This window comes from Streptomyces sp. NPDC002055, assembly GCF_040296705.1.
In the GTDB taxonomy this organism is placed as follows: Bacteria; Actinomycetota; Actinomycetes; order Streptomycetales; family Streptomycetaceae; genus Streptomyces.
In genome coordinates this window covers 73,590-88,325 of record NZ_JBEOXS010000022.1, presented here as the reverse complement: position 1 = coordinate 88,325, position 14,736 = coordinate 73,590, and the positions used below count along the sequence as shown (strand labels likewise).

Below are 14,736 nucleotides of genomic sequence, written 5' to 3'. Positions count from 1 at the left end.
CGGTCTCTCCGGCGGAGAGTCGGACCGGGTGTGAAGGCGGAGGAGCGGCCGACCCGCGGACACAACGCTAAATCGGACACCTGTCGTGCGCAACTTGTCACGATGAGTGATCGTTGCTGGTGGGGAGTGATCAGGGGTGCGGTTCAGGGATGCGGGCGGTCCGTCGCCGTCAGGGGGTGGAATTCTCCAGGAGGCCGGCCTTGCGCTGGAGTGAGCCGAGCACGCTCGCCGGGTCGCCGTTTCGTTCCACGGTGCTGCCGATCGAATTCTTGACTGTGCGCACCGTCGCCCCCCACGACCTCTTGCCGACCGGATAGAACTTCGCCCCCGGCAACTGGTCCAGGAACGGGCGTACTTTCCTTTGTGCGGGGTCCGAACGCATGCTGTCGGAGGCGGAGTTGGTCACCGGCAGCAGGTTGTACTCGCCGGTGAACTTCAGCACGTTCTTCTCCTCGTAGACGAAGTCGAGGAATGCTCCGATTTCCTTGCGGTGGCCGTTCCGCTTGAAAGCCATGATCCAGTCGGCGACCCCGGTCGTCGCCTTCGACGGGCCCTCTTTTCCGGGCAGCGGAGCCGTGCCGTACCGGATGCCGTTCTCCTGGGCGAGCTGCATCAGCGTCGGATGGCCGTTGACCATCGCGACGTCCCCCCGGGTGAAGGCGTCGAACGCGGCCCGCCGGTCGGTGCGGGAAGGGGACTTGTTGGTGAGCCCGGCGCCGACGAGTTCGTCCCGCAGCCAGGTGAACGTCTCGATGTTTTCCGGGGAGTCGATGGTGTAGCTGCCGACCCCGTCGGTGTAGCCGCCACCGCCGCTGAGCATCCAGTTCAACGTCTCCGCCTGCGCTTCCTCCCTGCCCAGCGGGAGCGCGTACGGCACCTGCACACCGGCCCGCCGCAGCGCGAGGGCGTCCGACCGCAGTTCGTCCCAGGTCTCCGGCGGGTCCTGGATTCCCGCCTTCGCCAGGAGGTCCTTGTTGTAGAAGAGCACGCGGGTGCTGGCGACGAACGGCATGCCGTACTGCATGCGACGGACCTGTCCCGCTTCGGCGAGAGCGGGGAGGAACGCGGCCTGGGTGGGAATGGAGAGCAGCTGGTCCGCCGGGTAGAGCTTGCCCTGGGCCGCGTAATCGGCGTACGAGCCGGTCTGTGCGATGTCGGGGGCCTTGCCCGCTTTCACCAGGGCATCGACCTTCTGGTCGATCGTGTTCCAGTTGTACACGTCGACGTCCACGGTGATGCCGGGGTGCCGGAACTCGAATTCACCGGCCAGCCGGTCCCAGTAGCGCTTCGAGCTGTTGCCGGGGCGGTCCCCGTAGTCGGCCGCCACCAGTTTGAGCGTCACGTCGCCGGATCCGACGGAACTTCCGCCGCATGCCGTCAGTGTGCACAGCAGGGACGTCGCGACCCCTGCCGCGACAAAACCAGAGAATCGCCGCCGCACTGCCTTTACCGCCCTCTGTTGTGCATGGTTGTGCATGCCCGCTCTGTCGCGTCGAATTGACCTCAGGAAAAGGCCAGGCGCGAAAGCCGAGTCTCTCCCGCTGCTATCGGGAGGTCCACCGTCCACCGGTCTCGCTTCGGTATCGACGCGGCCTCGCGCCCCGGGTGATGGCGCCATGTCCGGACTCCTCCCGCGTACTTCGCCCGCGGTGGACCGGTGCCTGCGGCAGGCGCCGCGCCCCGGCGCCGCGACCTCCCGGTGAAGGGGCGGGACCGCGCGGGAACAGGTGCCCGACAGACCTGCTTTCGCACGGATGTCCATTCTCACGACAACCCTCCGAATTGCCCCTGAGCGGTGGTAATCATGTGTCGAGGGGGAGGAGCGGGGGATGTCCGATGATTTCCCGGTGGGAAGCCTGCTGGCCGGGCTCGGCCCGGAGGAGCGCGGGGAGCTGCTGACGCTCGGCACCGGCCGCCAGTACGGAGCGGGCAGCGTACTGATGCGCCAGGAGGAGACCGCCCACGACGTGTACATCGTCCTGGACGGCTATGTGAAGGTGACCGCGATCACCGCGGAGGAACAGCTGGCACTGCTCGCCGTCCGGTCCCGGGGAGACCTGGTCGGCGAGATCGGTGTCATCGACGGCAGCCCCCGCACGGCGACCGCCACGGCCGCCGGCGCGGTGGTCTGCCGCTGCATCGGGGGTGAGGCGTTCCGCGCCTTCCTGGCCCGGCACCCGGCGGTGTACGACGCCGTGACGCGCAGCGTCACCGCCAAGTTCCGCTCGGCCATACGACGGCGGCTGGAGTACGTCGACGGCTCGGTCCGCGCCCGGCTGGCCCGGGTGCTGCTCGAATTCGTCACCCACTGGGGCATCCCCGCCCCGGAGGGGATCATGATCGCGGTCGGCCTCAACCAGGCGGAGATCGCCGCCCTGGTGGGCGCGACGGAACGCTCGGTGAACGAGACGCTCGCCGAATTCCGCACCGAGGGCACCCTCTCCGTCGGCTACCGCAGTGTGGTCATCCACGATGTCGAGGCACTGCACAAGGCGGCGCTCGGGATGCCCTGAGGGGGCGGGCGCAGAGAACGGGCGGCCGACGAGGGTGGTGAGTCGGCTCGGGCGGTGAGGCGGCGGGGGCGCGGACGCGCTCCGCGGCTCACGGCCCGCCGACCGGGCGCCGCCGGGACGGTTCCGCGTGCGGTCCCGCGCCGCCGCCCGGTGACTCGCCAAGCCCCGGATCCTGTTCGGCCGGGACCGGCCGGTGTGCCCAATCCCGCTCCACTGCGGTGTGCGAGGGGGCGGGCCCCGGCACCGTGAGCGGATGACACAAGGCCCCGTCGGGCAACCCCCCGACACGACCCTGGAAGCCCCGCACGACGTCCGCCGCTTGTGCGCCGCGGTGGGCGTGCCGGACGGAACGGACGACGTGCTCCCGCTGCTGCGGGACGCCTGCGCGGTACCCGGACTGGACCGCGTGCTGTGGGAGGCCACCTCCGAGGGCGGCGTGCTCGGAGTGTGGCCGCCCGGAATCGACGAACCCGCCGCGCTGGCCACCTTCCTCGGGCGGCTCCGCGACCTCCTCGCCGCGCACAACGCCGCAGCGCGCCAAGGACCCGCGGAGGTCTCGGGTCCCGTCTCGGGACGCGCGGAGGTCTCGGGTCCTGTCTCGAGACCCGCGGACGTCTCGGGTTCCGTCTCGGGACGCGCGGACGTCTCGGCGCCCGCGGACGTCTCGGAACGCGCGGACGGCCCGGGACCCACCGGCCACTCCGGACCTGAGGCCGACTCGGGCCCCGCGGACGTCTCGTGGGCTGCGGTCCCCTCGGAACCTGCCGACCACTCGGCGCCCGCGGCACCCCCCGGACCCGCCGCCGGACCCTCCGCGCACCCGGCCACCCCGGACCACCGGGCCCGCACGCCCGGCGGCGCACCCCACCGCCTGCGGCTCCGGATCGCCGTCGCCGAAGGGCTCACCCGGCTCGGCGAATCAGGCTTCGGCGGACGGGCGGTGGTCGCCGTCCGCCGCGCCTGCTCCGGTGCCTGGCTGGAGAGCCGGCTCGCCGCCCGGCCGGACACCGACCTCGTCGTGGTGGCCGCCGAGCCCCTGGCCCACGACCTCTCCGTCTCCCGGACCGATGTCTCCACTGCCGACGTCCATGACTCCACCGCCGACGTCCATGCCTTCCCCGCCGACGCCCCTGTCTCCACCACCGGCGCCCCGCGCCCCACCGCGTCCGGCACGGCCCCCGGCGCCACCGTGTCCCGAGCCGATGCCGCCCCCGGTCCCGCCGTATCCCGCACCGATACCGCCCACAACCCCACCGCGTCCCGCCCCGATGCCCTGCCCGCGGATCCCCACCGCGCCGACGGCTCCGCCCCGCCCCGGCACGGCTCCTTCACCGACGGCCGGTGGACCTGGTGCGAACTGTTCGACACCCGCGGCCCGAACCCCGTCCTGGCTCGGGGTCCGCTTCCCCCGGCTCCCGTAGAAACGAGGCCAACGGCTGAAAGGAGTCCCGCGATGCGCATTGCGTTCCTCGGCAAGTGCGGGGCCGGCAAGTCCTCACTGATCAACGCCCTGTTCGGGCTCGACCTCGAAACGGGGCGGTTCCAGGCCACCACGCTGGACCTGCACCACGTCCCCGCCGTGCTCCGTACCGCCGGGCACGGCGCCCTTCCCGTCGACGTCGTCGACACACCCGGCTACGCCGAGAGCCAGGAGACGGAGGAGGCGTACCGGGACCTGTACACCGCCCTGCTGCCCCGGCTCGACCACGCGGTCTGGGTCGTCCAGGCCCACCCGCGGGCCTTCCGCCCCGACCAGGAGGCGCTCCGGGCCCTCGCCCACACCCTCGGACCGCACACGGGCGTCACGGTCGCCATCACCCGGGCCGACACCATCGGCCCCGGCGACTGGGACCACGCCGCCCGCCGTCCCTCGCCCGGCCAGCGCCTCGCGCTGACCCAGCAGGTCGGCAACGTCTACGGGAAGCTCGCGCCCTACCTGCCCGCCCTCACCGAGGGCGACATCATCCCGTGTTCCACGACCGAGCAGTACGGCCTGGACACGCTCACCGAACACATCCGCGTCGGCCTCATGGCCGCTTCCACCACGGAGCGCTGACCACCATGGACAAGGACAAGACCTTCCTGAACGGCATGTTCGGGCTCACCCAGACCGGCAAGGCCCCCGACGCCCTCCGCCGCATCCTCGGCGACGAGAACACCGACAAGCTCACCCGGCTCGTCACCGAGGAGCGCGCCGCCAACCCGCCCCGGGTCGCCGTCATCGGCAAGGCGGGCGTCGGCAAGACCACCACCATCAACAACCTGTTCTCCGCCGAGTTCAAGGTCAGCCACGCCCTGCGCGGCACCTCGGAGGCGCAGCTCAAGGAGTTCGCCCTGCGCGGCGGCGGCGCCCTGCACATCCTCGACATGCCGGGACTCGGCGAGGGCATCGAAGAGGACCGGATCTTCGAGGGCATCTACCGCGAGCACCTGCCGCAGGCCGATGTCGTGCTCTACGTCCTGGAGGCCACCGAACGGCTCCTCGGCGAGGACCAGCGCATCTTCAACGACGTCATCCTGCCGATCCTCAACGACGGCCGGCGCCGCCGCCTGGTCATCGGCCTCAACAAGGTCGACCTCATCGGCCCCGGCAGCTGGGACGCCACCCTCAACTTCCCCGACGTCGAGCAGGAGAAGTCCATCGACGGCCGGTGCCGCGACATCGCGCGCAAACTCGCCCGCCAGGTCCCGGGACTGCGCGCCGGAAACATCGCCCACTACTCCGCCGAGCGCCGCTACCGGCTCGACGACCTGCTGATCACCCTCATCAAGTCCGCCGGAAAGGCCGCCTGGAAACTGCCCGTCGACACCGCCGACCCCTTCGAACTGGCCGCCCCCGAGGTCCAGGAGTACGTCGCCCGGCGGCGTGCCGAGGGCCAGGGCTCCGGAAAGGCATGACCGCGGTGACCCTCTCCAACCGCCAGCAGGCCGAGATCCACCGCCTCCTGGAACGCGAATCCCAGACCTCCCTCGCCGCGATCCTGCGCTCGGTGTCGGCGTTCCTGGAATGGCTGGCCGACGTGCTGGACGCGGGCAGCGAACTCCTCCGGCGCGTACGGGCCTACGCCCACGACATCTGGCAGCGGGTACGCCGCCTCTTCATCTGAGAACCCGGGAAAGGAAACGACCACCGTGGCCACACTCACCAGCGCCCAGCGGGCCAGACTCGAAACCATGCTCGACCAGCTGTCGCGCAGCAAACTCGAACAGGTCCTCGCGAACGTCGACGCCTTCCTGAGGTGGCTGCGCGACGCCGCCCGGAGCCTGTGGGAGTCGCTCAAGAACACCATCGGCTCGATATGGGACAGCATCGTCGACTGGTTCCGGTACTGACCGGCCGCATGATGCTCTCCGGCGAACGGCGGCTCTGCGCGGGCGTGGACATCGTCGCGTGGAGCCGCCGCACCCGCGCCCCGGAGCGGGAGGCACTGCAACGGCTGCTGCACCTCCTGCTCCGGGCCACCGCGATCGACAGCGGAACGGACTTCCGGCAGTGGCGGCTCCAGGCCGCCGGCGACGGGGCGTTCATCGTCCTCCCCGCCGGGATCGACGAGGCCCGGACGATCGCCGCGTTCTGCCGGGTCCTCGGCGCCGGCCTGCGCCACCACAACACGACGGCGCCGGAGACCGCCCGGACGCGGGCCCGGCTCAGCCTCGGCCAGGGCATGCTCCGCGAACAGCCGCTCGGCTACTCCACCAATGTCGCCATCGAGGTGCCCCGCATGCTCGACAGCGCCGCCCTGCGCGGCGCCGTCGACGCCTACCCCGCGGCCGGCCTCGCCGTCATCGTCTCCGACGACCTCTACCGCGACGTCGTCTCGCACGATCTGCACGGCACGTCCTCGTCGGCCTTCTGGCCCGTCGAAGTGCGGGTCAAGAACTTCCGCGCGCCCGCCTGGGTGTCCGTCGACGACCGCACCGGCGGCCCGGCCGACCCCGCCCGCACCCTCGGCGTACCGCCCCGGCGCGAACCGGTCGCCCCGCCGCTGCCGCTGTTCGTCCCCGGCTGGACCTCCCGCCCCGGAGCCCCGCCCGACCGGGCCCTGCGGCCCGGCACCGTCGACGCGGTCCTCGGCGACTGGCGCCGGGGCGTCGCCGGACCGGTCCTGCCGGCCGAGATCCGCATGGGCTTCGAGGAGATGCGCGGCACGCTCCAGGCAGCGGCCGAACTCCTCGCCGCGGGCCACCCCGAGGCCGCCCTGCGGCGCCTGGCCCCCGCCCTGGAACAGGCACCGCACAGCGGCCCGCTGGTCGTCGGAGCGGCCAGGATCCTGCTCTACGGGGGTTCCGGACACGCGCCCCGGGTGCGCGAACTCCTCGACTGGGCCCTGGTGCACGCCGCACCCACCCTGGAGGGCACCGTCGAACCCCTCCTCATGCGGGCCGAATCGGCGTACGACAGCGGCGACGCCCGCACCGCGGAACACGACCTCCGCCAGGTCCTCGCCGCCCTCCCCGGCCCGGCGACCGAACCGGGCCCGCTCGCCCTGCTCCGGCTCGGCGACTGCCAGGAGCGCCTCGGACACACCGCGGAGGCCGAGAAGACCTGGACCGAACTCCTCGTCCTGCGCCCTCTCAACCCCGACGTCCTGCTGCGCCTGGGCCACCTGGCCCTCACGGCCCGCGAACCGCACCGCGCGGACCGGCTGTTCGGCAAGGGCACCGAGGCCCTGCACCAGGCACCCGGCACCGCCATGGCCGCCGACCCGGCGGGCCTGCGGCACGGCCTGGCCATGGGCCGCTACAGCGCCGCCCTGGCCTTCGGGGACCGGGACGCCGCGGCCCGGCACCTGACGGAAGCCGCCGAAGCCGCCCCCGACGACCCCTTCACCGCCGCGGAACAGGCCTTCGACGCCCACGACCGAGGAGACCCCGCCCGCGCCCGCCCCGCGTTGCTGAACGCCCTGACCACCGCCGTACGGGCCCCGCGCGGCGACATCGTCCTGGACCGCCTCCGGGACCGCGGCCTGATCACCGAGGAAACCTGGACCCGCGCCCGCGCGGCCCACAGCGAGGCCCACGGGGAAGCCGACTCGGGGGCCGGGGGCGAGGGCTGACGGCGAGGGCTGACGCCGACGGGCGACATGGCTCGCGCATGCGCACCAGCCGCGTCCCGTACACGCGCACCGTCCCACCCGAGTGCGAACAACGACGCGACCGGGCGGGACGCGGCCGACGCGCATCGGTTCACTCAGCGGCGGTGCGGGGCAGACCGGCGCGGTCGAGCAGTTCGTGAAGGCGTTCGGCGGAGAGGCCCGCGTTGGCCGCCGCCCCTTCCGCGGTTTCGGCGCGCTCCAGAAGTATCGCGATCAGGTCGAGAGGCAGGAGCGGGTTGGCGGCGGCGGCTCGACGCACCTGGGCGTCGGTGTCGGTTACCAGGTGGACGGGCGCCCGGTCCAAGGTGGGGTCGGCGGCGGCCAGTTCGCGCACGTCCGGGTCCTCGTGGTCGAGGAGATGGCGCAGACCGGTGCGGGGCAGCTGGGGCAGCGTCAGGAGATACGGGCGCTGCCGTGGAGTGGCAAGGAAGGCGTCGAGGACGGTTTCGGGCGGCGCGAGCGGGTGGTTGTAGGCGAGCAGGTACCGCACCTGCGGGTCGGGGTCGTCGGCCAGGCGCTGCACCAGGTCCTGGGGAAGCCCGGGACAGGTCACGGCGACTCGGCGGAGCAGGGGAGAGGCGGAATCGGCACATGCGCTGTACCAGCCGGTGTCCGGCTCCACCCGCAGCTCGTCGACCGGACCGATGTTCTCGGCGGTGCGGCCGACGACCCGATCAAGAGCCTCGCGTTGGGCCCAGGTGCGTGGCAGGGGATGCACCAGCGCCCGGGTCCGCACGGTGTCGTCCGGGTCCTCGGCGAGATTCTCCAGCAGGCGGGGACCGAGGTCGGCCCGGCCGGCCACGCGCTCACGTACGCGGGGATCGGGATGGCCCGCAAGGCGCGCGACGACGTCCGCCGGCGTGTGGCGGTTGTGGGCCAGGGCCCACAGGTTGCGTCCGTCGGCGAGGCACGCGGCCGCCACCTTGCGGGAGACGGCGTAGTTGACGAGCAGAAGCGACCGGTGGTGGCAGTCGGCTTCCGGCAGGTCGGCCTCCATGGCAGCGGGAACCAGCACCCGACAGCCCTTGCGGGCGGCGTCGCGTACGGCAGGGTCCGGATCGGTCAGCAGGGCACGGCGTTGCTCATGCGTGAGCCAGAGCCAGGCGCCGGCTGCCTGCGCCCGTAGTTCGGGGTTCTTGTGAGCCCACATTTCCCGGTAGAAGGACATGGGTATCTGCCCGGAGACCACCAGCTCCTGTGCGACCTCGGCAGCGGTGACCAGCTGATCGTGATCGGCATCGTCCTGTCCGGTCAGCAGCGTTTCGATGACATCGGCGGGGAGCGCTTCGACCCGCCCCAGCCGCGGGCGGGGGCCGGAGGCGAGGTCGGCGCGGACGAAACCGTCGGGGTCCTCGACCAGTCGACCCCGCTGCACCGAGGTGGCATGCCGATTGCGGGCGAAGGCCCGGCGAACCGCCCGCGCCGGATGCCCGATCACCGCGTCGACCACATCCGCGGGAAGGGCACGCTCCTGGCACATGACGGTCCAGGCCGCGCGCGCAGCCGGGTTCAGCAGACGCAGCAGGACATCCGACGGCGCGGCCGGGTTGGCGGCGACGCCGCGCAACCACAGCTCCGTAAGAGGGGAGGACATCGCAAGATCGTCGCAGCGATCACCCGATGGTGTCGACGCGTTCGGCAGTCTCCGCCGGGCCCAGGTTTCCGGGCCTCGCGAAGAACAACTCACCTGCGGCGATGCGCCAGGACACCGTCCACAGCCCGTCCATGGACTCGGGCTGACACTGACGGCTGACCGGCAGGCCGTACTCCGCCCACCCGCAGCCGGCCGCGTGTGTCAGCTCTCCACCCGCCTCCCGCGGCGGTAGCCTCGCCCCGAAGCCCTGCCCGTGCCCGTCGCCAGGGGGATGTGTTCCGTGCAGCAGTCGTTCTTCGTGCTCTTCCTCGGCCGGCTGCTGGGCAAGAAGTGGTGGCGCACCTTCCACGTCCGGGCCGCCCTCGGCATGTCCCTGGCCACCGCGCTCGTCCTGCTGGCGGGCTCGGCCCTGGTCGTCCCCGCCGAACACGGCGCCCCGGGCGCCAACATCACCTCGTACCCCAAGGCCGTCTGGTGGTCCATCGAGACCGCGACCACCGTCGGGTACGGAGACCTGTACCCGGTGACGGCCTGGGGACGGGTCATCGCCTCGGTCGTCATGCTGGCCGGCATCACCACCTTCGGCATGGTCACCGCGGCGATCGCCACCTGGTTCGTCGGCAAGGCCCAGCAGGACGCCCACCGCCTCGGCACGGAGGTCCGCCGGTACACCCACGAGGGCGAGGAGGCCCTCGACACCGAACTCCGCGCCCTCCACGCCCGCTTCGACCACATGGAACGCCTCCTCACTAACCACGGCGACCGCTGACCGCCGACGACAGATCCGCCGGCCGGCTCCGACCCGGCGGGGCCCCACATCACGAGGAGAGACCGGACTCGTCACGGGAACCGAAGCTGCCCGGTCGCCGGCCGAATTCGGGCGTCCGGCGGCACAGGGTGCCGGTCATCGCTCGTCCGGCCTGTCTCTGAATGCGCTTTACGCGCCATGGTGCTCAGCATGGATCGACGATGTGTTGTGTCTCCGTTCATAGGGGTGAATGACCATGCCGACGTTTGTCTCGTTGCTGAACTGGACCGATCAGGGGATCCGGGGCTACAAGGACACCCCGCAGCGCGCCGAGGCCTTCGCCGCGGCGGCACAGAAGATGGGGGTGAAAGTCCTGAACCTCTACTGGACCGTCGGTCCGTACGACCTCGTGGCAGTGGTAGAGGCGCCCGATGACGAGACCGCCACTGCGGTGCTCTTGCAGGTCGCCGGGCTGGGCAATGTGCGTCCCACCACGCTGCGGGCCTTCGGCCGGGAGGAGATGGACCGCATCATCGCCAAAGCCACTGGCTGAGGCTTTACAGATCGAGGACCGGTTTCGCGAATACGAGTGCCCCAGGGCGGACGCTCCGAAGCCCCTGGACACCGTCCCGGGGCTTCGCCATGCCACGGTGACCTGCGCCGATGACCCGCCTTCCTGCCCCTGCCCACGAAACAGTCCACGGACGTCGGCATGCGGCGGCTTTGAGTGGCAGACGGCTGCACATACGCGAAGACCCCGTCTCAGCAAAAGCGCTGATGGCGGGGTCTTTGGGCACCTCGTACAAGGTGCCCCCGGCAGGATTCGAACCTGCGCACACGGCTCCGGAGGGCATGCCTAGGGCAATCTAGAAATGGCACTTGACCTGCATGCTTTGCCTGTCGCGTGCAACGTTGGGCCGATCTCTATCGCATACCGTGCGCAGAGCGACTTGCCCCCTGACGGCCGTCCGCTACCGCCATGCGTGGACCGCGCTATTGCACGTACTGGACCACTGTGCTGATGATCGCCACGAGCAGGCCCGCCGCAGCCAGTGCGACTTGCCAGCGTTCGGGCCAACTCCACTGTTTGCGCAGTTTTCGCCCGCTCAGGTCTTCCACGAAGTTCCCCTCCTGTCTTCCGGTATCGCCCTTAGGGCCTTCCAAGGCAAACCTCCCCCGGCGCCAGATCTACGACATGGCGCAGTCGAATGGTGAAACTGTATTTATTCGCGAGTCTCCGATTCGCCGAGGTTGCTCACCATTCTGTTCTGGCGAACTTCTTCGACCACCGCTTTCGTGAGTCCCGCCGCAAGATCCCCATTCAACGGCCCTCCGAAATGCTCTAGCAGCACGCTTTCTACGGCCCTTTCGATGCCCCCTGACACGTCACCGCAAGGTTGGGATACGGAAGCCTTCCATGACTCCGGAGCATCAAGCCAATAACTGCGCCTACCCGTCCGGCGCTGCAAGTCGGCACGCTCGCGAATAAACATGTCTATCTCGGCACTCGAAACCCCGTAGCGCTCGCACACACGGAAAATTTCTCCTACGCCAAGCTCAACATATTGCCTCACCTCTGCTGGCAGCTTGCGAACCTCACCCAGATGCCCCTTTCGGCCGCGTCTATCGCTCTCTGCTCGCCGCCATGCATCACCCCACGCCTGAACGAGGTTCTCCTCTCCTCCGCACGACCGGACAAGCTCTTGCACCGACGCGAGACTGAAGTTTTGACGCCCACTCAGCGAATCGCTCAGCGTGCTGCGGCGGAGTTTGGCATTTCGCCTTTCGGCAAGCTTTTCAATCTGCCGAAGGGTGAGACCTTTTCGCTTCACGAGGCCCTCAAGAGCCTGACGTAATTCGCTGTGGTTTGTGACGTCTTCAGGGTGGAGCGATGAGACTCTCTGCCCCAGGAAGAGATGGTGCATCATTCTGGCCCTCTGCCACTCACCTTCGGCAATCTCGGGATCTGAGGCGCAGCCGCGAACAAAAGCTTCGAAAACTTGCCGACTGGGCAGCTCGAACCCTTGCGTAGCCCGCTGCAAGGAAGATTTCGAGACGAATGTCAGCGCAGCCAACTCTCCGAAGCTGAGACCACTTCGACGCTTCTCCCCCAATAGCCAGGACTGCAATGATCCGCCTCTCATGTGTGCATCTCTATATCTGTGACGCTGCACCGGTCCCCCTAGTCCCGTTATCGCGATGTGTAAGTCCGCCACTCGGACAACAAGAGCCTGACAACGAGGCGGCATCCATGTCCAACGATGCCGAGAATCCGTCCGGGACGGCCAGATGTTATGTAGCACTTCGAGCAAGCGAGACGGGGGCATCCGCGCAGTTCAGAGAGCTAGAGTCGTCGACAACGTCCCAAAACTGTCCGACGTCGGCGCGCTAGCTCGGCTAGTACCGCACATGGGAAGGCACTGGATGCGCAGGAGAACGACGGCGCCGAAGGGGAGGACTGGCGAGACCATGGGTCGACTGCACGGGTCGTGGAAAACTTGACCCATGACGCGCCGACGGGGCGCCGGCCAGGCCGAGGAAGGGGAGCCCACGTGCCGCAGGGCAGTCCGCGAGGTACGTACCTGGAGGTCTCAGAATCCCTCCGCGAGAAGATCAGGGACGGCAAGATCACGGAAGCGCTGCCGTCTCAGTCGGCACTCGTGAGCGAGTACGGCGTGAGTCGCAGCACCATCGAGCGGGCGCTTGCCACTCTCAAGGCCGATGGGGTGATCGAGTCGGTACAGGGCGCCGGATGGTTCATGACGGGGGCCGGTGACCGTCGGCCGTTGGTCGAGAGGGTGACCGACCTGTTGCGCGGCGAAGGGGTGAAGGTCGGTGACCGCTTCCCCACCGAGAAGGAGCTGTGCGAGCGGTTCGGCGCGTCTCGGACCGCCGTGCGCTCGGCCATCGCGCAGATGGAAGGGCGTGGGTTGATCGGCAAGGGGGCAGGGAGGGGGCGTGAAGTGCTCACCCTGCCGACCGGACGGGAGACGCAGACGGCATGACGACGACGGAACGCACGGAGTTCGACGCGGACGCGGCAAAGGCCATCCTGCGCCGGGCATGCGCGGTCGCCGACCTGGAGCCGGACGGTATCGAGATGCTGCGGCTAGGCGACCATGCCGTGTTCCGTGTCGACGGCGGCCGGATCATCTCGCGGGTGGGGCGGGGAGCCGACCGGCTTGCATCGGTGCAGCGAGAAGTAGCCGTGGCCTGGTGGCTTGCTGACCAGGGGTACCCGGCCGCTTGTGATGAACCAGAAGATCGAGAAGGAACTTGGCTGGTCATCCTGATTTAGCGAATACCTAGTGGTGGTGGCGCCCTGAACTAGGGCGCCACCACCATCAAGCACCAAAGATGGAGATCGGCACTGTCGTGTCATCGACAACGTTCCATCCTGAATTCATCTCAATGCGTGGGTCGAGGTGAATACTGCGCATTGGAGATTCGCTGAGCTCACGCTCACTCTTTTCACGTCTGTCGCGAACGTTGAGAAGTACAGCGTCAAACGCTTCCCCTATCGCGTCCGCCACTCGCTCGCCGTCATCAACAGCGGGGAATGTGAAGGCCACCGACCCAGAGTCGATGAGCATATGGACGAGTAGCTGTCTCGCATTGCGATTCAGGTAGCTGTCTCGCCATAGTGCAGATGGGCGTACCTCCCGGCCGCGTAGGTGGAAGGTCGCTTTCCAGAGGAGGCCGGTGCAACCGCTGATCGGATCGCTTCCCGTCGGTGCGGTGGCATACGGGCGAACCGTATACGAAAGGCGAAAAAGGACATCGTACTGACGATCGGCGTGCTGGATTAGCCTCTGAGCTGTCTGATGCTCTTCACGGATCCATGCGGCGACAACCTGATCGGCAATGTTAGGGTCTGGATGAAAGTCGCGGTTATATGAAGCGTAAGCGGCGAATGCTCCCTTCTCTAGATCGCGCAGTGTTTGCTCAAGACGGTTGAGGTCGTCACCGTGAGGGCGACGTAGATGGCCAAGACGGTGTCGTATCGCGAGTAGTTCTGAAGTGCGAGCAAGAAGAGCGTCTTTGTTCATCAGCGATGGTTCTACGAGATGCCAGTTGGCCTCAAGTAGCGGAAAGAGCTTCCCGACGTCCAGATAGCTCAACGGATCTTCCCAGTCCGCAGTGGCCATGTACTTGAGAGACTCGTCTCTCTGTTGTCTGGTTGTCGCGCTCTGGCCGATGTGGTTCACCCAATCTACGCCGTGAAACGATCGAAGTTCCACGTAGATCAGAGAGCGCAGGTACGTCTCTAGCTGCCACCAGCGTGAGTACAAGGCAAGAGTTTCCTCTGGCATTCCACTTGCATACAGTGCCTGATCGATGGCTGCTTTTGTGCCTAGAGAAAATCGCTGCCACGTGCTGCGGGCCCGCATCTGCCTGCATCCCCCTCGCTCTGGTGCTGAACTGTGGCGAGGCTAGCCGTCCGTCTGCACGTTGCGCCGTGGTTTCTAGGGAGAGGTGGCTTCGACGCGCAGCAGACATGCGTGAGTCCGTCGCTGATCGCCCGACCCGTCTATCGCAGGTCTATCGCGATCAGCGCGAACCAACGACAAAGAGCGGGACCCAGTGAGACTGGTTCCCGCTCTTCATGCTTGGCATCTGCGCTGGTCAACCGCATCATCGTGCTGGTTGAGGCGAAGTGCCCCCGGCAGGATTCGAACCTGCGCACACGGCTCCGGAGGCCGTTGCTCTATCCCCTGAGCTACGGGGGCGTTGTCGCTGCTGCTCGCGGCGACGAACAGAACACTACCAGCTCCGATGGGGTGC

15 protein-coding genes and 1 tRNA gene are annotated in these 14,736 nt (G+C 68.7%); 10 read left to right on the top strand and 6 right to left on the bottom strand.

What is annotated here, in order from left to right; genetic code table 11:
* Positions 1–169: 169 nt before the first annotated feature.
* Positions 170–1,477, bottom strand: a complete 1,308-nt coding sequence (locus tag ABT112_RS16260) for an extracellular solute-binding protein (protein ID WP_502975357.1) — start codon at positions 1,475–1,477, stop codon at positions 170–172.
* A 352-nt stretch (positions 1,478–1,829) separates the two neighbouring features.
* Between ABT112_RS16260 and ABT112_RS16255 the strand changes: the two genes are divergently transcribed.
* From ABT112_RS16255 to ABT112_RS16230, 6 genes are all read left to right on the top strand, one after another.
* The gene (locus ABT112_RS16255) at positions 1,830–2,513 is read left to right on the top strand and encodes a Crp/Fnr family transcriptional regulator (protein WP_351509963.1); all 684 of its coding nucleotides are present in this window, start codon (positions 1,830–1,832) and stop codon (positions 2,511–2,513) included.
* A gap of 253 nt (positions 2,514–2,766) precedes the next feature.
* Positions 2,767–4,569 (top strand): GTPase, encoded by a 1,803-nt coding sequence (locus ABT112_RS16250; RefSeq protein ID WP_351509961.1) that lies wholly within the window; start codon positions 2,767–2,769, stop codon positions 4,567–4,569.
* A 5-nt stretch (positions 4,570–4,574) separates the two neighbouring features.
* Positions 4,575–5,411: a GTPase family protein gene (locus tag ABT112_RS16245; RefSeq protein ID WP_351509959.1), complete on the top strand. Its 837-nt coding sequence runs from the start codon at positions 4,575–4,577 to the stop codon at positions 5,409–5,411.
* Positions 5,408–5,620, top strand: a complete 213-nt coding sequence (locus ABT112_RS16240) for a hypothetical protein (protein ID WP_351509958.1) — start codon at positions 5,408–5,410, stop codon at positions 5,618–5,620. Before ABT112_RS16245 ends, ABT112_RS16240 begins: the two co-directional genes overlap by 4 nt.
* Before the next feature lie 25 nt (positions 5,621–5,645).
* Complete coding sequence (locus ABT112_RS16235) at positions 5,646–5,846, top strand: hypothetical protein (protein ID WP_351509956.1); 201 nt, start codon at positions 5,646–5,648, stop codon at positions 5,844–5,846.
* Positions 5,813–7,570: a tetratricopeptide repeat protein gene (locus ABT112_RS16230; RefSeq protein ID WP_351509954.1), complete on the top strand. Its 1,758-nt coding sequence runs from the start codon at positions 5,813–5,815 to the stop codon at positions 7,568–7,570. Before ABT112_RS16235 ends, ABT112_RS16230 begins: the two co-directional genes overlap by 34 nt.
* Before the next feature lie 130 nt (positions 7,571–7,700).
* On the opposite strand, the gene ABT112_RS16225 is transcribed toward ABT112_RS16230, so the two are convergent.
* A complete protein-coding gene (locus tag ABT112_RS16225) occupies positions 7,701–9,203 on the bottom strand; it encodes a hypothetical protein (RefSeq protein ID WP_351509952.1) in 1,503 nt (500 codons plus the stop codon).
* Between the two features lie 271 nt (positions 9,204–9,474).
* On the opposite strand from ABT112_RS16225, the gene ABT112_RS16220 reads away from it, so the two are divergent.
* Positions 9,475–9,972 (top strand): potassium channel family protein, encoded by a 498-nt coding sequence (locus ABT112_RS16220; protein WP_502975361.1) that lies wholly within the window; start codon positions 9,475–9,477, stop codon positions 9,970–9,972.
* A 235-nt stretch (positions 9,973–10,207) separates the two neighbouring features.
* Positions 10,208–10,504: a GYD domain-containing protein gene (locus ABT112_RS16215; protein ID WP_351510017.1), complete on the top strand. Its 297-nt coding sequence runs from the start codon at positions 10,208–10,210 to the stop codon at positions 10,502–10,504.
* A gap of 440 nt (positions 10,505–10,944) precedes the next feature.
* Here ABT112_RS16215 and ABT112_RS16210 read toward each other — a convergent pair whose 3' ends face one another.
* Both ABT112_RS16210 and ABT112_RS16205 read right to left on the bottom strand, forming a co-directional pair.
* Entirely contained in the window at positions 10,945–11,070 is a 126-nt protein-coding gene (locus ABT112_RS16210) for a hypothetical protein (protein WP_351509949.1), read from the bottom strand.
* 104 nt (positions 11,071–11,174) lie between these two features.
* A complete protein-coding gene (locus ABT112_RS16205; RefSeq protein WP_502975356.1) occupies positions 11,175–12,095 on the bottom strand; it encodes a helix-turn-helix domain-containing protein in 921 nt (306 codons plus the stop codon).
* 408 nt (positions 12,096–12,503) lie between these two features.
* Between ABT112_RS16205 and ABT112_RS16200 the strand changes: the two genes are divergently transcribed.
* Together ABT112_RS16200 and ABT112_RS16195 are read left to right on the top strand one after the other, a co-directional pair.
* Positions 12,504–12,956: a GntR family transcriptional regulator gene (locus tag ABT112_RS16200; protein WP_351509944.1), complete on the top strand. Its 453-nt coding sequence runs from the start codon at positions 12,504–12,506 to the stop codon at positions 12,954–12,956.
* Positions 12,953–13,249 (top strand): hypothetical protein, encoded by a 297-nt coding sequence (locus tag ABT112_RS16195; protein WP_351509942.1) that lies wholly within the window; start codon positions 12,953–12,955, stop codon positions 13,247–13,249. Before ABT112_RS16200 ends, ABT112_RS16195 begins: the two co-directional genes overlap by 4 nt.
* Positions 13,250–13,295: 46 nt before the next feature.
* Here the strand turns inward: ABT112_RS16195 and ABT112_RS16190 are convergent, their stop codons facing one another.
* Together ABT112_RS16190 and ABT112_RS16185 are read right to left on the bottom strand one after the other, a co-directional pair.
* Positions 13,296–14,264, bottom strand: a complete 969-nt coding sequence (locus ABT112_RS16190; RefSeq protein ID WP_351509941.1) for a Swt1 family HEPN domain-containing protein — start codon at positions 14,262–14,264, stop codon at positions 13,296–13,298.
* A 345-nt stretch (positions 14,265–14,609) separates the two neighbouring features.
* Positions 14,610–14,681: transfer RNA gene (locus ABT112_RS16185), tRNA-Arg, on the bottom strand.
* Between the last annotated feature and the right edge of the window lie 55 nt (positions 14,682–14,736).